Source organism: Parahaliea mediterranea, assembly GCF_003402235.1.
GTDB lineage: Bacteria > Pseudomonadota > Gammaproteobacteria > Pseudomonadales > Halieaceae > Parahaliea > Parahaliea mediterranea.
In genome coordinates this window covers 203,243-223,647 of the sequence record NZ_QEWO01000002.1, presented here as the reverse complement: position 1 = coordinate 223,647, position 20,405 = coordinate 203,243, and the positions used below count along the sequence as shown (strand labels likewise).

At 66.8% G+C, this 20,405-nt stretch carries 16 protein-coding genes; 5 read left to right on the top strand and 11 right to left on the bottom strand.

What is annotated here, in order from left to right:
• Window positions 1-3: 3 nt before the first annotated feature.
• From DDZ17_RS06570 to DDZ17_RS06520, 11 genes are all read right to left on the bottom strand, one after another.
• Window positions 4-2,478, bottom strand: coding sequence for a heavy metal translocating P-type ATPase (locus tag DDZ17_RS06570; RefSeq protein WP_116365182.1), 2,475 nt, complete (start codon window positions 2,476-2,478; stop codon window positions 4-6).
• On the bottom strand, window positions 2,462-2,956 hold the full coding sequence (locus DDZ17_RS06565; RefSeq protein ID WP_116365181.1) for a FixH family protein: 495 nt from the start codon (window positions 2,954-2,956) through the stop codon (window positions 2,462-2,464). The genes DDZ17_RS06570 and DDZ17_RS06565 overlap by 17 nt, the downstream gene beginning before the upstream one ends.
• Window positions 2,953-4,365: a cytochrome c oxidase accessory protein CcoG gene (gene ccoG / locus DDZ17_RS06560; RefSeq protein WP_116365180.1), complete on the bottom strand. Its 1,413-nt coding sequence runs from the start codon at window positions 4,363-4,365 to the stop codon at window positions 2,953-2,955. The genes DDZ17_RS06565 and ccoG overlap by 4 nt, the downstream gene beginning before the upstream one ends.
• 57 nt (window positions 4,366-4,422) lie before the next feature.
• Window positions 4,423-5,307 (bottom strand): cytochrome-c oxidase, cbb3-type subunit III, encoded by an 885-nt coding sequence (ccoP, locus tag DDZ17_RS06555; RefSeq protein WP_116365179.1) that lies wholly within the window; start codon window positions 5,305-5,307, stop codon window positions 4,423-4,425.
• The gene (locus DDZ17_RS06550; RefSeq protein ID WP_116365178.1) at window positions 5,300-5,479 is read right to left on the bottom strand and encodes a cbb3-type cytochrome oxidase subunit 3; all 180 of its coding nucleotides are present in this window, start codon (window positions 5,477-5,479) and stop codon (window positions 5,300-5,302) included. Before DDZ17_RS06550 ends, ccoP begins: the two co-directional genes overlap by 8 nt.
• A gap of 2 nt (window positions 5,480-5,481) precedes the next feature.
• Window positions 5,482-6,099 (bottom strand): cytochrome-c oxidase, cbb3-type subunit II, encoded by a 618-nt coding sequence (gene ccoO / locus DDZ17_RS06545; RefSeq protein WP_421909998.1) that lies wholly within the window; start codon window positions 6,097-6,099, stop codon window positions 5,482-5,484.
• Window positions 6,100-6,111: 12 nt separating this feature from the next.
• Complete coding sequence (gene ccoN / locus DDZ17_RS06540) at window positions 6,112-7,554, bottom strand: cytochrome-c oxidase, cbb3-type subunit I (protein WP_116365177.1); 1,443 nt, start codon at window positions 7,552-7,554, stop codon at window positions 6,112-6,114.
• Between the two features lie 43 nt (window positions 7,555-7,597).
• The gene (locus DDZ17_RS06535) at window positions 7,598-8,200 is read right to left on the bottom strand and encodes a Yip1 family protein (protein WP_116365176.1); all 603 of its coding nucleotides are present in this window, start codon (window positions 8,198-8,200) and stop codon (window positions 7,598-7,600) included.
• 281 nt (window positions 8,201-8,481) lie between these two features.
• On the bottom strand, window positions 8,482-9,642 hold the full coding sequence (locus DDZ17_RS06530; RefSeq protein ID WP_116365175.1) for a helix-turn-helix transcriptional regulator: 1,161 nt from the start codon (window positions 9,640-9,642) through the stop codon (window positions 8,482-8,484).
• A gap of 1 nt (window position 9,643) precedes the next feature.
• A complete protein-coding gene (locus tag DDZ17_RS06525; protein WP_116365174.1) occupies window positions 9,644-13,534 on the bottom strand; it encodes a DUF1631 family protein in 3,891 nt (1,296 codons plus the stop codon).
• Between the two features lie 137 nt (window positions 13,535-13,671).
• On the bottom strand, window positions 13,672-14,454 hold the full coding sequence (locus tag DDZ17_RS06520) for an SDR family oxidoreductase (RefSeq protein WP_116365173.1): 783 nt from the start codon (window positions 14,452-14,454) through the stop codon (window positions 13,672-13,674).
• A 212-nt stretch (window positions 14,455-14,666) separates the two neighbouring features.
• Here DDZ17_RS06520 and npdG point away from each other — a divergent pair, with 212 nt between their 5' ends.
• Genes npdG through cofH form a run of 5 tightly spaced genes read left to right on the top strand, consistent with a single transcriptional unit; the run spans window position 14,667 to window position 20,404 of the window.
• Window positions 14,667-15,353, top strand: coding sequence for an NADPH-dependent F420 reductase (npdG, locus tag DDZ17_RS06515; RefSeq protein WP_116365172.1), 687 nt, complete (start codon window positions 14,667-14,669; stop codon window positions 15,351-15,353).
• Window positions 15,350-16,117, top strand: a complete 768-nt coding sequence (gene cofE / locus DDZ17_RS06510) for a coenzyme F420-0:L-glutamate ligase (RefSeq protein ID WP_116365171.1) — start codon at window positions 15,350-15,352, stop codon at window positions 16,115-16,117. The genes npdG and cofE overlap by 4 nt, the downstream gene beginning before the upstream one ends.
• The gene (gene cofD, locus DDZ17_RS06505; RefSeq protein ID WP_116365170.1) at window positions 16,117-17,106 is read left to right on the top strand and encodes a 2-phospho-L-lactate transferase; all 990 of its coding nucleotides are present in this window, start codon (window positions 16,117-16,119) and stop codon (window positions 17,104-17,106) included. Before cofE ends, cofD begins: the two co-directional genes overlap by 1 nt.
• Complete coding sequence (gene cofC / locus DDZ17_RS06500; protein ID WP_116365169.1) at window positions 17,106-17,828, top strand: 2-phospho-L-lactate guanylyltransferase; 723 nt, start codon at window positions 17,106-17,108, stop codon at window positions 17,826-17,828. Before cofD ends, cofC begins: the two co-directional genes overlap by 1 nt.
• Window positions 17,825-20,404, top strand: coding sequence for a 5-amino-6-(D-ribitylamino)uracil--L-tyrosine 4-hydroxyphenyl transferase CofH (cofH, locus tag DDZ17_RS06495; protein WP_116365168.1), 2,580 nt, complete (start codon window positions 17,825-17,827; stop codon window positions 20,402-20,404). The genes cofC and cofH overlap by 4 nt, the downstream gene beginning before the upstream one ends.
• Window position 20,405: the final 1 nt, after the last annotated feature.

Genomic DNA, 20,405 nt, shown 5'->3' with positions numbered 1-20,405 from the left:
AGATCAGCGGATGTTGTGGGTCAGTCGCAGGGAGTTTAGCACCACCAGCAGCGAGCTGGCGGACATCCCCAGGGCCGCGGCCCAGGGGGGCACCAGAGCGGCGGCGGCCAGGGGAATGGCGCACAGGTTGTAGCCCAGGGCCCAGGCCATGTTCTGCTTGATCACGCTGCGACAGCGCCGGGCGGTGCGCCAGGCGAGGGCGATGCTGCCGAGGTCGCGGTTCTCCACCACCAAATCCGCCTGGGCGCGGGCCAGGTCGGTGGCCTGGGCGACGGCGAAGGACACGTCCGCCTGGGCCAGCAGGGGGCCGTCGTTCAGGCCATCGCCAATGGCGGCCACTACATGCCCACTGGCCTGCAACGTGGCCAGGCGCTGGCGCTTCTGTTCTGGCGACAGCCCGCCCTCGGCCCGCGCCAGGGGCAGGGTGGCGGCGAGCGGCCCAACACGCTCAGGCCGGTCACCGGACAGTAGCTCAACGGCCATGCCCGCCGCGCTGAACTGTTGCAGCAGGGGCCCGGCGTCGGGGCGCAGGGCATCGTCAAAGCCGAACCAGGCCAGGGCCTGGTTGTCGCGCACCAGGGCCACCCAGTAGCGCAGGGTATCCGGCGGCTCCGCCAGCGCGGGGGCAATCTCGCGGCAGAAGGCAGCGCTGCCCATGCGCCACTCGCTGGCATCGCGGCGCCCGCTGACACCGGCCCCAACCCGGTAGTGCAGCGCGTCGAAGGCGGTAGTGGGGGGCGGGGCGAGCGCGTCAAAGGCCGCCGCCACCGGGTGGCGCGACACCCGCTGCAAGGCCGCCGCCAGCTGCATCAACTCGGGCGCGGGCACTGTAGACAGCGGCAGCAGCTGGGCCAGGCTCAGGGTGCCGTGGGTCAGCGTGCCGGTTTTGTCCACCAGCCAGGTATCGGCCCGGGACAGGGCATCCAGCGCATTTTCGCCGTGTACCAGAATGCCGCAGCGGCGCAGGGCGGCGGCAGCGCTGGTGAGGGCCGCCGGCGTGGCCAGCGCCAGCGCGCAGGGGCAGCTGATCACCAGTACCGACAGGCTGACCCACAGGGCCCGCTGCGGGTCGATCTGGTACCACACAAGGGCGGTGGCGGAGGTCACCAGCAGCACGGCCAGCACAAACACCCCGGCAATCCGGTCGGCCAGTTGCCACAGGCGCGGCTTGGCTCCGCTGGCGCGCCCCACCGACTGCTGCAGGGCGGCGAGCCGGGTTTCGCTGTAGGGGCCATCGGCCACTATTTCCAGCGCGTCCTCCAGGTTCAGTGTGCCGGCGAACACGGCCTCCCCCGGTGCCACAGGGCGCGGTTGATGTTCGCCGTTGAAGCTGTCTTCGCGCACTGAGCTGTGCCCGGCCTGCACCCGGCCATCGGCGGCGATAATGCTGCCCGCCGGCACCAGCAGGCGGTCGCCCCGGGCAATGCCGGCGCGCGGCACGGCATGCCAGGCGCCGTCGGCCCAGCGCTGCACCATGCCCGGCAGGGCGCTTTCCACCTCGTACCAGTTGAGCTGGAAGCGGCGCCGCATGCGCTGCTCCAGAAAGCGGCCCAGCAGCAGGAAGAAGGTAAACATCAGCACCGAGTCGAAGTACACCTGGCCGCTGCCCTGCACCGTGGCCCAGGCGCTGGCCAGCCAGGCCAGGCCGATGGCCAGGGCCACCGGCAGGTCCATGACCAGGGCGCCGGCGCGCAGGTGGCGCCAGGCGTTCTCGAAAAAACTGCGCGAGGAATACAGCACCACGAAGGTGGTGATGATCAGGCTCACCCAGCGCATCAGGTTGCGGTATTCGCTCTCGATGCCCTGCAGGTCGCCGGCGTGCAGGGCAATGGCGAACATGCCGGCCTGCATCATGCCAAGGCCGGCCACCGCGAGCCGGCGCAGGCCGCGCCGGTGGTCGGTATCCATCTGCTCGCGCTGGGCCTGGGCCAGAAAGGGCTGGGCGCGATAGCCGAGTTGTTCCACCCGGGCGAAAACCTCCGACAGCTTGAGTGCGCTGGCATCAAAGACTATGTCGAGGCGCTGGTGCTGCAGGCTGACGTTGACCGCTGTGACCCCTGGCAGTTGCCCCAGACCTTGCTCGATCAGCCAGCTGCAGGCGGCGCAGGAAATGCCGCCCAGCAGCAGCCGGGCTTCGCAGCGGCCGCTGGGGTCGGTGCAGGTAAAGCCGGCGGCCACCTCGGGCTCGTCATACAGGGCAAACTGGGCGGCGGGCGGGGGTTCTGCATCGGGTTTGGTACCGTAGCGACTGCGGCGGCGGTAGTAGGCCTGCAGGCCGCCGTCGCGCACCAGGGTGGCAACGGCCTCGCAGCCGGGGCAGCACATGGGGCGTTCGCAGCCCTCGATCAACACCGTGAAATGCGTGCCGGCGGGCACCGCCTCGCCACAGTGAAAGCAGTGCGTTGCCAGGGCGTCGTCGGGGCCGTTTGACTGATCGTCGGCCAGGGCGTTTGCCAGGGCGTCAGCGCTGCCCGGCATGGCTGAAGTCCGCGGCGCTGAACTGGCCGTCCAGCCGCCACAACGGTGGGGTGTCGTTTTCAAGCACCCAGTGCCAGCCCGGTGCCGGCAGGCTCGGCAAGCGTGCGCGGTACAGGCCGGGGCTGGCCTGCATCAGGGGCAGGGCAAAGTCCCGGTCGGCTTCCATGGGGTGGGACAGGGACAGCCGCAACTGTCGCTGGTGCACCGGCCCGGCGACCGCGACCCGCAGGGCGTCGCCATCCAGCGAAAGTTGTGCGGATATGCCCGCCGCCTCGGCCTGCTGGCGTTTTTCTAGCTCGCGATTAATGGCCAGGCCGTCTTTGTAGTATTCGTCCACCACCAGGTCATCGGCGCCGGTGTGCGCAATCACCAGGGTCCACAGGCTGGCCAGCACGGCACAGGCGGGCAGGGCGATCAGGAACCACGGCCAGAACTGGCGGTACCAGGGGGGCGCGGGCGTATCGTGCAGGGGCTTCATTGGAAGGGAATCATAAAGCGTGACTCCGCGCTCATGGCGATGTCGGGATTATCCGTAGCGCTCACGGTGAATTCAATGGCGGTGCTGGGGCGGCTGAGGGCGCCGTCTGGCATGCGCAGGCGCAGGGAGAGTTCGCGCACCTCGCCGGCGTTCAGGGTGTAGTGGGTCTCGCCGATCACGGTAACGCCGTCGAGCCCGCCAACGCTCACCCGGAATTCGTGCATTTCGCTGTCCATGTTGGCCACGTGCAGGGTGTAGATGTTGTCGATGTCGCCACTGGCGGTGGTGGTGTAGAGCTGGCTGCGGTCGCGGAACACGCTCACTTCCATCGGTACGCGGCTGAACACAGTGAAGGCGAACACGCCGACCATCAGGCACAGCACGGCGGCGTAGCCGATGATGCGCGGGCGCAGCCAGTGGGTGGTGCCGCCTTCAAGCTGGTGCTCGCTGGTGTAGCGAATCAGGCCGCGGGGGTATTCCATCTTGTCCATGACCGAGTTGCAGGCGTCGATGCACAGTGCGCAACCGATACACTGGTACTGCAGGCCGTCGCGGATGTCGATGCCGGTGGGGCAGACCTGCACACACAACTCGCAGTCGATACAGTCGCCAAGCCCCTGGGCCCGGTAGTCGCTGCCGCGCTTGCGCGAGCCCCGCTGCTCGCCGCGGCCCGGGTCGTAGGAAACAATCAGGGTGTCCTGGTCGAACATCACCGACTGGAAGCGGGCGTAGGGGCAGATGTGGGTACACACCTGTTCGCGCATCCAGCCGGCATTGATGTAGGTGGCTAAGGTGAAGAAGACTACCCAGGCCACCACCATCAGGCTGCTGGAGGCGGTGAGCAGTTCCGGCAACAATTGCCGCGCCGGGTAAAAGTAGGCGACGAAGGTAAAACCGGTGGCCAGCGACACCAGCAGCCAGCCGCCGTGCTTGGCGCATTTGCGCAGCAGCTTTTCGCCACTCCAGGGCGCCTTGTCCAGTTTGATGCGCTGGTTGCGGCTGCCCTCGGTTTTCTGCTCGATCCACATGAAAATGCTGGTCCACACGGTTTGCGGGCAGGTGTAGCCGCACCAGATACGGCCGGCAAAGGTGGTAACGGCAAACAGGGCGAAGGCGGCGATGATCAGCAAAAAGGCCAGCAGGAAGAAGTCCTGGGGCCAGAAGGTCAGGCCGAGGATATGGAACTTGCGCGCCGGCAGGTCGAACAGCACGGCCTGGCGCCCGTCCCAGCTGAACCAGGGCAGCAGGAAATAGCCCAGTAGCAGGGGCCAGCCGGTGTACACCCGGATGCGCTGGTAAAAGCCCTCGATTTTGCGGGTGTAGATTTTTTCGCGGCGCTGGTACAGGTCCATCTCCCCGACTTCGGCGGGGGCGACGTCCTGCACATTGATGAGATCCGGTTCAGACATCGCGCGTTACCTTGCAGGGGTGAGCGGGGGCGCACCCCTGCCCGGGGTGCGCGGTGGCTAGTTGGCCTCGCGCAGGCCGTAAACGTAGGCGGAGAGAATGTGGATTTTCTCCGGGCCCAGCTGGTGGTTGAAGGCGGGCATCACGCCGTTGCGGCCCGCCCGGACCGAGTGGGCGATTTCCGACGGGGTGCCGCCGTACAGCCAGATGCCGTCCGTCAGGTTGGGGGCGCCCAGGGCCGGGTTGCCCTTGCCGTCGGGGCCGTGGCAGGCCACGCAGTAGGTTTTGAAGTGCGCCTCGCCGGCGTCGGCCATGGCTGCATCGGGCTCGTGGTTGTTCAGGCGCAGGACATAGGCGGCCACTTCCTCCACCCCGCGATCGCCAATCACGTTCTCCCAGGCCGGCATGGCCGCCTGGCGGCCGTTGGTGATGCTGGCCTCGATGGTTTTGGCATCGCCGCCGTAGAGCCAGTCGCTGTCAGTCAGGTTGGGGAAGCCGTAGCCGCCGCGGGCATCCGCCCCGTGGCACTGGGCGCAGTTGTTGCCGAACATGCGCATGCCCATGCGGCGCACCATCGGGTCGCTGGCAATATCTTCGATGGGCATGGCCAGGTAGCGGTCGTACATGGCGCGGTGGCGCTCTTCGGCGGCGGCCACGCGCTCGGCGTGCTGGCCGGTTGACGTCCAGCCGATGACGCCCGGGAAGTTGCCCATCCCGGGGTAGACCACCAGGTAGCCCACGCCCCAGATAATGGTGATCAGGAACATGAAGAACCACCAGGCCGGCAGCGGGTTGTCGTACTCCTCAATGCCGTCGTAGGCGTGGCCGGTGGGCGTGTCTTCCTTCTTGGCGCCGGTTTTGCGGTTGCCCAGCAGCAGCCAGGTCATCGCAATCAGGGTGATGCTGGTGAGGATAATGATCCATGCGCTCCAGAAACTAGTCATTCCTGACGTCCTCCCGCATCGTGCGTTGATTCATGTCGTCGTCGGCGAAGGGCAGTTGTGCCGCCTCGTCAAATGCCTTTTTGCGTTTGCTGCTGTAGGCCCAGAAGCACAGTCCGATGAAGGAGATCATCAAAAACAGTGTGCTCAGCCCCCTGAGATCGTTGATATCCATGGCTACCTCCGCATTTGCAGCAGGGTGCCCAGCTGCTGGAGGTAGGCCACAACGGCATCCACCTCGGTCTTTCCGGCCACCGCATCGGCCGCGCCGGCGATGTCTTCATCGGTGTAGGGCACGCCCAGGCTGCGCAGGGCGGCCATCTTGCGCCCGGTGGTGGCGCCGTCCAGGGTGTGGTCAAACAGCCAGGGGTAGGAGGGCATGATGGATTCGGGCACCACATCCCGCGGGTTGAACAGGTGGGCCCGGTGCCAGTCGTCGCTGTAGCGCCCGCCCACCCGGGCGAGGTCCGGCCCGGTGCGCTTGGAGCCCCACAGGAAGGGGTGGTTGTACACCAGCTCCCCCGCCACCGAGTAGTGGCCGTAGCGCTCGGTTTCGGCCCGCAGCGGGCGGATCATCTGCGAGTGGCAGGTGTTGCAGCCCTCGCGAATGTAGATGTCCCGGCCTTCCAGGGCCAGGGCGGGCAGGGGCTTGAGCCCTTCGATGGGCTCCTTCACCTGCTTGCCAAACACCAGCGGCGCCAGCTCCACCAGGGTGCCAAAGCTGATCGCCACGATCGTCAGCACAATCATCAGGCTGACGTTCTTTTCAATCTTGTCGTGTTTACTCAGGGCCATGGTGTCCGCTCCTTACGCCGCGCTGGCTGCCGCGGAGGCAGGCTGGTCTTCGCTCGCATCGCGGCGGGCGGTCATATACAGGTTGTAGGCCATCACCAGCATGCCGGCGAAGAAGATGGCGCCGCCGGCAACCCGCACGATATATCCCGGGTGGCTCGCCACCACCGACTCCACAAAGGTGTAGGTGAGGGTGCCGTCCTGGTTGTAGGCGCGCCACATCAGGCCCTGCATGATGCCGTTCACCCACATGGAGGCGATGTACAGCACGGTGCCAATGGTCGACATCCAGAAGTGCACGTTGATCAGCTCCACGCTGTACATCTTCTCCTTGCCGAACAGGATGGGGATCAGGTGGTAGGTGCTGCCGATGGAGATCATGGCCACCCAGCCCAGGGCGCCGGAGTGCACATGGCCGATGGTCCAGTCGGTGTAGTGGGACAGGGCGTTGACCGTCTTGATGGACATCATCGGCCCCTCGAAGGTGGACATGCCGTAGAAGGACAGGCTGACCACCAGAAAGCGCAGGATGGGGTCGGTGCGCAGTTTGTGCCAGGCGCCGGACAGGGTCATCATGCCGTTGATCATGCCGCCCCAGGAGGGCGCCAGCAGAATCACCGACATCACCATGCCCAGGCTCTGGGCCCAGTCGGGCAGGGCGGTGTAGTGCAGGTGGTGGGGGCCGGCCCAGATGTACACGGCAATCAGGGCCCAGAAGTGCACGATGGACAGCCGGTAGGAGTACACCGGGCGCTCCGCCTGCTTGGGCACAAAGTAATACATCATGCCGAGGAAGCCGGCGGTGAGGAAGAAGCCCACCGCATTGTGGCCGTACCACCACTGCATCATGGCATCCACCGTGCCGGCGTAGATGGAGTAGGACTTGGTCATATCCACCGGCACCGCCAGGCTGTTCAGAATGTGCAGCACCGCCACGGTGAGAATAAAGCCGCCGTAGAACCAGTTGGCCACATAGATGTGGCTGGTATTGCGCCGGGCGATGGTGCCGAAGAAGACAATCGCGTAGCTCACCCAGACCACCGCAATCAGGATGTCGATCGGCCACTCAAGCTCGGCGTATTCCTTGGACGAGGTGTAGCCCAGCGGCAGGGTGATGGCGGCCAGTACAATCACCGCCTGCCAGCCCCAGAAGGTAAAAGCCGCCAGCTTGTCGGAGATCAGCCGTACCTGGCAGGTGCGCTGCACCACATAGTAGGAGGTGGCGAACAACGCGCTGCCGCCGAAGGCGAAGATCACCGCATTGGTGTGCAGCGGCCGCAGGCGCCCGAAGCTGGTCCAGGGCAGGTCGAAATTGAGGGCCGGCCAGGCCAGTTGGGCGGCAATCCACACCCCCACCAGCATGCCGACAATGCCCCAGACCACGGTCATCACCGCGAACTGGCGCACCACCTTGTAGTTGTAGGTGGGGTGCTCCAGTGCAGAATTAAGTTCGCTCATGATTTGCTTCCATCGTCATGCAGGAGGTGGTTGGCAGGGCCTTTTAGTCGGTAAAGGCCGGGGCGGCGCCCAGGTCCCACAGGAATACCGACCCGACCATGAGGCAGATCAGGATCACCAGGGAAATGGCGATCACCGCGCTGGAAAACAGAAAGCCGCGCTCCTCGGGGATATTCATGATGATGGGAATCCCCAGATAGAGCAGGTACACCGACCAGCTGACGGCGGCCACGCCAACCAGCATGTCCAGCCACAGCAGGGGGTAAAAACCCACCAGGCCGGCAATGAACAGGGGGGTGGCGGTGAGCCCGGCCACCACAATGCCCTTGGTGGTGCTGGATTCGGCGCCGTAGGTGTGGGCCATCCAGTGGATGAAGTAGCCGATGCCCGCCACGCAGGCGAGCATGCCGAGGTAGAACAGGATGCTGATCTGGCGGGCGCTTTCCGGGGTCAGCTTTACCGGCTGGCCGCTGCTGCCCACGGTCCAGCCCACCTGGCTGGTGCCGAAGTACCAGGCCACCGCCGGTAGCAGCGCCATGATGCAGGGGTAGAGCAGCAGCGTATTGAAAGATGGGCTGGGCAGGTTCGCCACAATGCGCCATTGTTCACTGGGCTTAACCAGCAAACCAAAGGTGTGTTGGATCATCTTATTGCTCTCTCCCCAACGGTCCGAAGGCTGGCCAGGTGTGAACGCCCCCTGGGCGTATGACAGTACCAGCGGCCTGTTACGTTTTTGCCATGCCGCTCGCGAGCGCGGCGCTGGCTTCCCCAAAAAAAGCCCTACAAGCTTTGTGGAAATTGTAGCCTAAACACAACGGCATACAACTCGCGGGCCGCAAAAATAGGGAGGACAAATTGTCCCAGGGGGTAAAAGCGGGGGCTTGGGGTTGGTTGCCGGGGGCTGCTTGCCGGGGGCGGGCTTCAGCCTCAACCGAGGGAGGCGACGCTCTTCAGCACCAGGCGCACCAGCTCGGCCTGGCGTGACACACCGGTTTTGGCAAAGATGGATTTCAGCTGGGCACGGGCCGTGTGCTGGGACACGTTCTGCGCCTCGGAAACCTCCGCCAGGCTGAGGCCGCGCGACAGCAGAATGGCGAGGTTGGCTTCCGCCGGCGTCAGGCCGAACAGCTCCCCCAGGGTGTTCTGGGAGGCGGACTCGCGCAGTTCCGGGTCGCTGATAAACACGGCGGCACAGGGGCTGGCCTGGCCTTCGCCCCACTCGGAGCTGGGAATGGGGCGAATCACCAGGCCGAGGTCGGCATGGCCGTCGCTGCGGGCAACCCGCAGGGCGCGCACCACCGACGCTTCGCCGCGCTGCTGGGCGCGAATAACCGTGGTCAGCGCCTCCTGCAGGCGCCGGTTCAGCTCGCGGCTGCCAACCTGCAGGTGCTGGTCTTTCTCCAGCAGCCCGTTGCGCTCTTCCAGCAGGGCCTTGGCCAGGGCGTTGGTGTTCAGCACGCGGCCGGTTTCATCCAGGATGATGGTGGCCACCGCCAGCTGGTTGACCGCGCCGGCGTACAGGTCGCGCTCGCTGGTGGTGCGGCTCAGGCGGGCGTGAATGTGCAGGGCGCGTTGCAGGTGGGGGGCGATGCGCTCCAGCAGGGCGCGGTCCTGGCGGTCAAAGGCGCCGTCCTGGCGGCGGCGGGAAAATCGCAGGCGCGCCACCATGCCCCCCGGCTCGGCGGTGTCGATACCCAGAATATGAAACAGGTTGACCGGCTGCAGGTAGTGCCGGTAGTAGTCGGAGTGCTCCAGCTCCTGGGCGTCCAGCATGTCCTCCAGCGCCACCACCCGGTTCAGGGGCAGGTTGATGAAGGGGTCGAGGGCGAAGAACTGCTCCCGGTAGGCGATCACTTCCCAGTCGTTGGGGTCCGCCAGGCTCTCGTCGGCACCGTCGCGCAGGCTGTTGAGAATCAGTCCATTGTCGTCCTGGGCCGGCGGGCGCAGCACCAGCGAGGCCACCTGGGCGTCAAAGCGCTCGCGCAGCTGGGGCAGGGCGCTCTGCCAGGGGCGATCCTCCAGCGGCCCGTCGTAGATCAGGCCGAGCAGTTGCTCGAAGTCGTCGCTGCTGTGCGTGCCGCCTGGCATGTTACTTCTCAATGCTCGACAGCTCGGCAGCAATGTCCTCCAGCGGGCGCGGGCGGCCCACGCCCCAGCCCTGCAGGTAGTCCACGCCGAGTTCTTCCAGCTTGACGATGATGGGCTCGCTCTCCACCGATTCGGCGATGGTCTCCTGGCCCAGGAAGTGGGCGAGGTCGTTGATCGAGCGGGTCATGGTGAAGTCGTTGCGGTTCTCGTGGATGCCGGTAATAAAGGTGCCGTCGATCTTGACGTAATCCACCGGCAGCTCGCGCAGGTAGCTGTGGCTGGCGAGCCCGGTGCCAAAGTCGTCCAGGGAGAATTTGCAGCCGATGTTGCGGAAGGCACGGACAAAATCCGCCGCCTTTACCAGGTTGGTAATGGTGCCGGTCTCGGTAATTTCAAAGCACAGGCGGTTGGTGCCAACCCCGAACTCGGAGATCTGCTCGAACAGGTACTCCATGAACTCGTCATTGGTGATGCTGATGCCCGACAGATTGATGGCGAGGTTGGGTACCACCTTCTGCGCGTCCATCACGCGGCTGATCCACTGGAAGGCTTCGCGCACCACCCAGCGGTCTACCTCGGTCATAAAGCCGTGCCGCTCGGCGGTGAGAATGAACTTCTCGGGCGACTCTATTTCGCCGTCGTTGTTGCGAATGCCCAGCAGCAACTCGAAGTGGTGGCTGGTTTCGCCGCCGCCGCGCAGGGCCGTCTTCACAATCGGCTGGGCGCGCAGCACAAAGCGGTCGGTGGCCAGGGCCTGTTCCAGGTCCTGCCGTTCGGCCCGGCGCTGCTTGCGTGCGCGCTGCGGGTCGGCGTCCAGGTCGGTGGCGATCGCCACCCGGTTGCGGCCCTCGTCCTTCGCCTGGTGCATGGCGCGCTCGGCGGCGGCCAGAATGGTGTCCACATCGGGGCTGTCCTGGCCGATGGGGGCGATGCCGATGGACACCGTGAAGCGGATCAGGTCGTTCTCGATCTCCAGGCTGCCGTTCTCGATGTCCGCGCGGATTTTTTCTGCCGCCGCGGTAGCGCGGGGAATGTCGTGGTCCACCAGCAGGATGCCGAAGCTGTCCTGCTGCAGGCGGGCGGTGGACATTTTGCTGCCGTGCAGCTGAGACAGTAGCCGGGCAAACTCCATCAGCACCTGATCGCCGGTCACGTCGTCGTAGACCTCGTTCACCAGGCTGAAGCGGTCGATGTTCAGGTGCAGCACCGCGTGCTGGGAGCCCTTGTGATCGGCGTGGCGCAGGGCGCGCGCCACCTGCTCCTCGAAGGTGTGGCGGTTGATCAGGCGGGTCAGCTGGTCGTGGTTGCGGCTGAAGTTGAGGGTTTCCTGCACCGATTCCAGGGTGCCGTACAGGCTCTGGTCCACCAGTGACATCTGGTCCGCCGCGGAGGGCGGCTTGGCGCCCCGGCTCAGTTGCCGGGCCAGCTGGATGGCATTGGTTTCGGCCACTTTCTGGCCGCGCTCGTTGACGAAAATAAAATGATTGAGATCGGGGCTGACCCAGGCCAGCTGCATGCGCTTGCGCACGCCCTTGCTGTCGCGGTAACTCAGCCAGCTGCCGGTTTTGAGCTGCTGCACCCGTTTTACCCAGCGCCGCAGGCGCCGGGTACGGTTCAGCCGTTGCTGCAGTTCGGCGGCGCTGGGGCCCGGGTTGAAGTCGTCGTCGCCAAGCGTGCAACTGGTGACCGGGTGCTCGCCGGACAGCGCCATGCGCAGCTCGTCCAGCACCGGCCCCAGTTCGATGTTGGCCGGCAGTTCCGAGGCAACCTGCTGTTCCAGCATGTCGATGAAGGGCCCGGCCTCCAGGCCGTGCTGCATGGATTTGCCCGCGCCGGGCTGTTCCTGTTGCTCGTTCAGCCACTCGCCCAGCAGGTCGATGGTGCGCAGCTGGTCCTGCCAGCTGGCGCTGTCGGTGCCCTGTTTGATCCAGGTCAGCACCAGCAGATCGCGCCAGCCGCGCTGGATGAACTCCAGCAGCAACTGGGGCACCTCGGCATCGCCCAGGTGCTGGCGGATCGTGTTGTCCACTTCGGCACGGGCCTGGCGCAGCCGATACTGGCCCTCCTGGGTGCGGATGACGCGCTCCACGTTGCGGCTCTGGGCCGATACCTGCTGCTGCACCAGGCGGTCGATTTCCTCCAGCGCGGTATCGAACACACCCGCGTCGCGATCGTAGCCGGCCACAATGCCTTCGATGATGCCGGTGACCTTGCCCTCCAGCATGCGGTTGGGGAAGTTGCCGGCGGCGGCCAGCTGGGCCAGCTTGTCGATAACGCCCCGGGCGGCGTGCTGGTTGTCGCTGAAGAAGCGGGGCTCCTGCAACGCCAGCTTGGCCAGTGGCACCTGCAGCTCCGACAGGGTCGGTTGCAACTGTTCGGAGACATCCATCTGGGTGTGGATGGTGCTGAACAGGGTGTCTACCAGATCCAGCTGGTTGATGCTGTCCGGGCCGGACCCGGCGGTGCCGCGCAGGGTGTCGAAGCGATCGCTGTTGGCGGCCAGAAACTGGCGCAGTGAGCCGATGTCGCGCAGTTCCTGGCGCAGCGCGCTGTCGCGCTGCAGGTTGTCCAGGGCCTGCAGCACCGAGTCTGTGCTGGCGGCCGGGGCATTGCTGGGCGGGCTCTGGCCGGGCAGGGCCTCGCGCTGGAAATTCAGCGCATCCAGCACCGACTGGTAAATGGTGGCGGAGGCCGGCGGCACGCGGCGCTCGCCGCCGTCGCTAACGCCCGCGATGGCGGCTGTTTCGGCGCTCTGTTGTGCCTCAGCGCTTGGCTGGGCGGTTGACTGAGCGGCTGACTGAGCAGCTGGTTGGGCGGGGCGCGGGGCTTTGGCCACGCTCTCGCGCTCGGCCCGCGCCCGCGCCCGCTCCAGCACCGAGCCCTTGAGCCGTATTTCCTCTTCCAGTTCGGGGAAGATACCGGCCTTGGTCAGGTGCTGGTTGAGGATGCGGTAGTAGTTTTCGAGCCGGGGCATGAAGAGCCGCAGGAAGGCGTCGAAAATGGCCGAGGTCGCCTTGTGGCTGATATCGGCCTGGGCCAGCAGGGATTGCAGCGTCGTGCACAGCTGCGCGATATGCACCGGCAGGCGCACATCCAGCGGCGGTGCGTCGATGGCTGTGGCCAGGCGCACGGTCAGGCATTCCAGCACTTCGCCGTACCATTCCTGCCCCAGGTTGATCATGCGGTCGATGGCGAGAAAGTCCTCGAAGTCCTCGAGGTCCACCAGGTCGAGCGTATGGCCGCCCTCGGCGCTCTGCTGCCACTGCTGGCGACGCTCGGGTTCGGCTGGCACCAGGTCATCGAAATGGGCGCGAACCATGTCCATCATGCCGTCGATAAAGTCCTGGCTTCGCTCAGCCAGTGTGATGGCGGCCTCCTTCAGCTCCGGGTCGCCGCCCTGCACGGCCTTGCTGCGCTCGTTCAGGCGCTCCGCAAGGGAGCCGACGAAGCTCGCCCACAGGGGCTGCAGTTGGTCGCAGGCGGTGCGCTCAAACCCTTCGAGCAGGGCGTTGCCCCTGGCCGCTACAGGGGTGGGGGTTGCGGCGGGTTTGGCTGCTGCGGCGGGTGTGTCAGCACCACCAAGGGCCCGGTGGCAGCGGCTGCCCTCAACCCCGTCGGGGCTCAGCAGCACCACGCCGCCGCTGACATTCCTGACGGTTACGCCAACGCGGTCGATGGGCCCCTGGGCATCCCGCAGGGCCTGTGGCATCAGGGTGGCGCGGGTGCCTTTTTTCAGGCTCATGCGTTGGGGGCCGCGGCCCCCCACCAGGCGCACATCGCGCAGTTCAAAGTTGTTTCCGGTGACCGCAATAACCTTGCCCGACAGTCGCACCGCGTCGGGCAGCTCCAGCGTAGCGGCGTGGCTTTCGGGTGGGGTGGCGGCTTGGGACATGCAGTCTCTTGGTATCGGGTCGCTGGCAGGGCGCGCCGGGAACGGCGCGACAATGCCAGCAGTATACCGCGATAGGGTCGGCGGACAACCGGCCGATACGCGTTTGGCCCTGTGTATAAGGGCCTGCGAGCGTTGGCCTACTGGCCGCTGTCGGTATTGGCGGCGCCGAGGAAGGCGGGGGCTTCACCACCACCGTGGACGGTGAGGCTGGCGCCGCTGACATAGGACGACAGGGGCGAGCCCAAGAACAGGCAGGCATCGCCAATGTCTTCTGGCACGGCCATGCGACCCAGGGGAATGGTGGCGCCAACGGCGGCAATGCCCGCCTCGTCACCGTAGTGCAGGTGGCTCTGCTCGGTGCGCACCAGGCCGGCAATCACGGCGTTCACGCGCACTTTGGGAGCCCACTCCACCGCCAGTGAGGTGCCCAGGTTCACCAGGCCGGCCTTGGCCGCGCCGTAGGCGGCGGTGCCGGGGGAGGGGCGAATGGTGCTGACACTGGCGATATTGATAATGCTGCCGCCGCTGTCCTGTTGCTGCATCTGGCGGTTGGCCACCTGGGCAAAGTTGAGGGGGGCAATGAGGTTGAGGCGGATGATGGCCTCGGAAAAGCGCGGCGAGGCGGTGGCCGCGTCGGCGTGGGGCGCCCCGCCGGCGTTGTTCACCAGTACATCCAGGCGGCCGAAGCGCGCCACAGTGGCGTTGACGCAGGCCTCCACCTGTTCGAAGTCGCGAACGTCGCAGGCGGTGAACACGGCCTGGCGGCCGGCGGCCTCGGGCAGGGTGTCCGGTTCGCTGCGCCCGCAAATCATCACATCGGCGCCGGCGGCCAGAAAACGTTCGCTGATACCGCGGCCCACGCCCTTGCCACCACCGGTGACCAGAACGACCTTGCCGCTGAAATCCAGGGGGCTGTCCATCGTGGTTTAACTCCTTATTACACAAGCCCGGGCTGTCTTGTGGTCACCTTTTGATTTCCCTAAGATGCCTTGGCCATGCGCATGCTAAACGAATTCGGGTGGCTGGCAAGCGCAGCGACATAGTGCTGCCCTGGCCTCGCCAGCGAAGCCCCGCTGGTCGCACAATCTGAACCCCCGTTCCCGACAGATTCACTCCACAGGACCCAACAACGATGACAACAGACACTCTTCCGGTTCTGGCCATTCTCGGTGGCACCGGCGATCTCGGCACTGGCCTGGCCCGGCGCTGGGCCCAGGCCGGCTACCGGGTCATTATCGGTTCGCGCACCGCCGACAAGGCCGAGGCCGCCGTGTCCGACCTGCGTGAAGTCATGGCCGAGCGCGGTGTTGCCGCCGTGACGGTGGAAGCGATGGAAAACCAGGCCGCCGCCGAGGCCGCCGACATCGTCACCCTCACTGTGCCTTTCAGCCACCAGGCATCCACGCTGGAGCAACTCAAGCCCGCCCTGCAGGGCAAAATCCTCATTGATGTCACCGTGCCGCTGGTGCCGCCCCGGGTGGCGCGGGTGCAGCTGCCGGAGCAGGGCAGCGCCGGGCAGATCGCCCAGGAGATCCTGGGGGACGAGGTGGCGGTGGTATCGGCCTTCCAGAACGTGGCGGCCCACCACCTGCAGGAAGGGGCTGGCCTGGATTGCGACGTGCTGGTGTGCGGCAACAAGAAGGAAGCGCGGGCCGAGGTAATCAAACTGGTAGAGGCCGCCGGCATGCGCGGCTTCCACGCCGGCATGATCAACAACGCCGCCGCCGCCGAGGCCCTCACCTCGGTGCTGATTACCATCAACAAGCAGTACAGCTGTCATGCGGGCATTCGCATTACCGGTCTGGATCATGCTGAATGAATCCGGCCCTGCAGATCATTCCCCTGCGGGATTTCCCGCTGGTTGCCCCGGGCGATGATCTGGCCGCGCTGGTTGCCGATGCGCTGCACCGCAACCAGCTGACCCTGGAAGCCGGTGACGTGCTGGTGGTGGCCCAGAAGGTGGTATCCAAGGCCGAGGGCCGCTACCTGCGGCTCGCCGACATCGAACCGAGCCAGCGGGCGCGGGATATTGCCGAGCAGGCGAACAAGGATCCGCGCCAGGTGGAATGCATCCTGCGGGAGTCCCGCGAGGTGCTGCGGGTGCGGCCGGGGGTGATTATCGTCGAACACCGCCTGGGCTATGTCATGGCCAACGCCGGCATCGATCGCTCCAATATTGAACAGCCCGAGGGCGACCCGCAGGTGCTGCTGTTGCCGGAAGACCCCGATCGCTCCGCCCAGGCGCTGCGCAAGGCCCTGAGCCCCGGCCCCGGCCAGGCGCCCATGGTGGTCATTAACGACAGTGTCGGGCGGGCCTGGCGCATGGGTACCGTGGGCATGGCCATTGGCTGCGCCGGGCTGGACCCGCTCTACAACCAGATTGGCGAGCGCGACCTGTTCGGCAACGTGCTGGAAGTGACCGAGGCAGCGGTTGCCGATGAACTGGCCGCCGCCGCGTCCCTGGTGCAGGGGCAGTCCGACGAGGCCTGCCCGGTAGTGCTGGTGCGTGGCGCGCGCCTGCGCCCGGGCCTGGGCGGGGCGGATGCCCTGCTGCGCCAGCGCGAACTGGATATGTTCCGCTGATGGCGGGCGCGGGCAAAAAAATCCTGGCCCTGTCCGGCGGCGTTGGCGGCGCCAAGCTGGCCCTGGGGCTGGCGCAGGAGCTGCCCGCCGGCGCGCTGGCGGTGCTGGTCAATACCGCGGACGACTTCCGTCACCACGGCCTGCATATCAGCCCGGACATCGACACCCTGCTGTACACCCTGTCTGGCCGCAGCAATCGTGCGCAGGGCTGGGGTATCGAAGGTGAAACCTGGCAGGTGCGCGAGGCCCTCGCCGCGCTGGGGGGCGATACCTGGTTCCAGTTGGGTGATGGCGACCTGGCCACCCACCTGCTGCGCACCGGACTGCTGGCCGAAGGGCAGGCGCTGAGCGCCGTCACCGCGCGGCTGGCACAGGCCATGGGTATCCAGAGCGCCATTTACCCGATGGCCGAGGAGCCCGTCAGCACCCTGGTGCATACCGACGAGGGCGAGCTGCCCTTCCAGCATTATTTCGTGCGCCGGCGCTGTGAGCCGGCAGTGAGCGGCTTCAGTTTCCGGGGGCTGGACGCGGCCCGCGTGCCTGCGCCGCTGCAGGCCCTGCTGGCCAGCGGCGAGGTGGCGGCGGTGGTGATCTGCCCCTCCAACCCCTTTGTCAGCATCGACCCCATTCTCGGTGTGCCGGGCCTGTGGCAGCAGCTCGCCGCCCTGGCGGTGCCGGTGGTGGCGGTGTCGCCCATTATCGGCGGGCGGGCGGTGAAGGGGCCGGCAGCCAAAATGATGGCCGAGCTGGGCCTGCCGGTGGATGCCGCGGCGGTGGTGCAACACTACCGCCAGCGCTACCCGGGGCTGGTCAGCCACGTTGTACTTGATAACGAAGACGCCGCCCTGGCCGATGCCCTGGGGCAGAGCGGCAACGAAGAGATAGCTGTGCACAACACCCTGATGAAAACCCTGGACGACAAGCGGCAGCTGGCGCGGGATGTGCTTACAAAAGTACTTAAGAATGTGCTGCCGGAGGCCAGGCGCTGATGCTCCACGCCGTACTGCCATTGAAAGACCTGGTGGCCGCCAAGACGCGGCTTTCGGGCCTGCTCGGCCCGTCCGAGCGCCGTGGCCTGATGCAGGCCATGGCCGAGGACGTGCTCTCGGTGCTGTGTGCCCATGCGGCGGTGGATGCGGTGTGGCTGGTGTCCGACGACCCGGGTGCCGCGCTGCTGGCCGGCCATTTCGGTGCCCGCCACCTGCCGGAATCCACCCTGGCCTGCCAGGGCCTGAACGCTGTACTGCAGGCTGCCTGCAGTGCCGTCGCCCGCGCCGGTGCCCAGCGCATCATGGTGCTGCATGCAGACCTGCCCTGGCTGGGCGCCGCCGACCTGGATGCCGCGCTGGCCCAGCAGGCCGGGCAGGGCGGCCTGCTGATTGCGCCGGATCGCGCCGCCACCGGCACCAACCTGCTGCTGTTTGATGCGCCGGCCACCCCGGCGTTTCGCTTTGGTCGCGACAGTTGTCGCCACCACCGGCAGGCGGCGGGAACACACAGCCTGTTGCAGCGCCACGGCACCGCCGCCGATATCGACGAGCCGCGGGATATCGCCGAGTTGCTGGCGGCGCCGGGGGCGGGCGCGGCCACGAGCGCCTGGCTGGCCCAGCCGGGGCTGCGCAGCCGCCTTAACGTGGCGGTGGAGGCACTGGGGCTGACCATCGACAATACAACGCGGGACAGTCACCGCTCGGGGGAGAGCGACACATGAGCAGCGCCAGTGATCGTAGTGATAACAGTAATGGTGACAGCGCCGGTGTTTTGCCGGCAGCGCCAGCCGGTGGTGCTGACGCCAGTGCGCAAGGCCACGCCCTGATCGAGAGCCTCGCGGCCCAGTGGCAGCGCGGCAGCGCGCCGGCCCCGGAGCAGTGCCTGGCGCTCGCGGCGGTAGACGATACCGCGGCCCTGGCCGCCCTGGCGGGTGAGCTGCGCGATCGCGGCCACCGCAATGTCATCACCTACTCGCGCAAGCTCTTCCTGCCGCTGACCCACCTGTGCCGCGATGTGTGCCACTACTGCACCTTTGCCCGCACGCCCAAGCGGGTTGAGCAGCCCTACATGCCGATTGAAACCGTGCTGGAACAATGCCGCGCGGCGGAGCAACTGGGCTGCCAGGAAGCCCTGCTGACCCTGGGCGAAAAACCCGAGTTGCGCTACAGCGCCGCGCGCAAGGCCCTGGCCGACATGGGCTACGCCACCACCCTGGAATACGTGGAAGCCGTGGCGGCGGCCATTGTGCGCGAAACCAGCTTGCTGCCCCATATCAACGCCGGCTGCATGACAGCACAGGAGATCGCCCGCCTGCGCAAGGTCAGTGCCTCCATGGGCATCATGCTGGAGTCGGCGTCCGAGCGCCTGGGCGAGAAGGGCATGCCGCACTACGGCTCGCCCGACAAAGAACCCGCCCGGCGCCTGGAAACCATTGCCCTGGCCGGCGCGGCGGCGGTGCCCTTTACCTCCGGCATTCTCATCGGCATCGGCGAAACCCGCCGCGAGCGCATTGAATCCCTGCTGGCCCTGCGCGATCTGCACCAGCGCCATGGCCATCTGCAGGAAGTGATTGTGCAGAACTTCCGCGCCAAGCCGGGCACCCTGATGGCCCAGGCGCCCGAGCCGGACCTCAACGACCTGCTGTGGACCATTGCCGTGGCGCGCCTGGTGTTTGGCCCGGCCATGAATATCCAGGCGCCGCCCAACCTCAGCCCCGGTGTGCTGCCCCAACTGGTGGCGGCGGGCATCAACGACTGGGGCGGGGTGTCGCCCCTGACCCCGGACTACGTCAACCCGGAGGCGCCCTGGCCGCACCTGGACCGCCTGGCCCAGGAAACCCGCGCCGCCGGCAAATACCTGGACCAGCGCCTGACCATCTACCCGGCCTACGCCTGCGATGCGCCGCGCTGGCTGGACGAGGCCCTGCAGGGTCCGGTGCAGCGCCAGTCCGACGGCAGCGGCTTTGCGCGGCGCGACCGCTGGGCCCCCGGCGAGGATGCGCCGGTGCCGGCGGAGGACGCCGCCCTGCTGGATGCCGGCCACCGTGCCGCGCCGGCCAGTGCCGAGCTGTCGGCGCTGCTGGATGACTGCCGGGCGGGCAGGGCGCTCACCGAGGCCCAGGTGGCGCGCCTGTTCGAGGTGCGCGGCGACGAGTTCACCCAGGTGGTGCGGGCCGCCGACGACCTGCGCCGGCAAGCTTGCGGCGACGGCGTGTCCTACGTGGTCAACCGCAACATCAACTACACCAACGTCTGCTATTTCAAATGCGCCTTCTGCGCCTTCTCCAAGGGCAAACAGCACGAGGACCTGCGCGGCCGGCCCTACGATATCTCCGGCGAGGAAATTGCCCGCCGCTGCCGCGAGGCCTGGGAGCGGGGCGCCACCGAGGTGTGCATGCAGGGCGGCATTCACCCGGATTACACCGGGCAGACCTACCTGGACATTCTGCGCACCGTGCGCAGCGCCACCCCGGGCATGCACATCCACGCCTTTTCGCCGCTGGAGGTCTCCCAGGGGGCTGCCACGCTGGGCTTGAGCCCGGCGCTGTTCCTCCGGCAGCTGAAGGCCGCCGGACTCAACACCCTGCCGGGCACCGCGGCGGAAGTGCTGCACGATGAAGTGCGCGACGTGCTGTGCCCCGACAAGCTCAGCAGCCGCGAGTGGCTGGAGGTGATGACCGCGGCCCACGAGGCCGGTTTTAAAACCACCGCCACCATCATGTACGGCCACATCGACCGGCCCCGTCACTGGGCCCGGCACCTGCTCGCCATTCGCGCGCTGCAGCAGCGCCACGGCGGATTTACCGAGTTTGTACCGCTGCCCTTTGTGCACATGGAAGCGCCCATGTTCCTGCGCGGGCGCTCGCGCCGCGGCCCCAGCTTTCGCGAGGCGGTGCTGATGCACGCCGTGGCGCGGCTGGTGTTTCACGGGCTGATCGACAATATCCAGACATCCTGGGTGAAGATGGGCGCCGCCGGCGTGGCCGCCTGTCTGAATGCCGGCGTCAATGACCTCGGCGGCACCCTGATGAACGAGAGCATCACCCGCGCCGCCGGCTCCAGCCACGGCCAGGAGTGGGCGCCGGCGATTATGGAGCAGCACATCCGCGCCGCGGGCCGCATGCCGCGCCAGCGCACCACCCTGTACGGCGATGTGCCCGACGAGCGCCGCCTGGCGGCAAGCCGGGCCGGCGACCTGCTGGCGGTGGACAACCAGGCCGCCGGCAAGCGCCAGCGCAGCAAATGCCTGCCGGAGCCCGAACGCGAGCAGGTAGTGCTGCTGGCGGCCTGCAACTGAG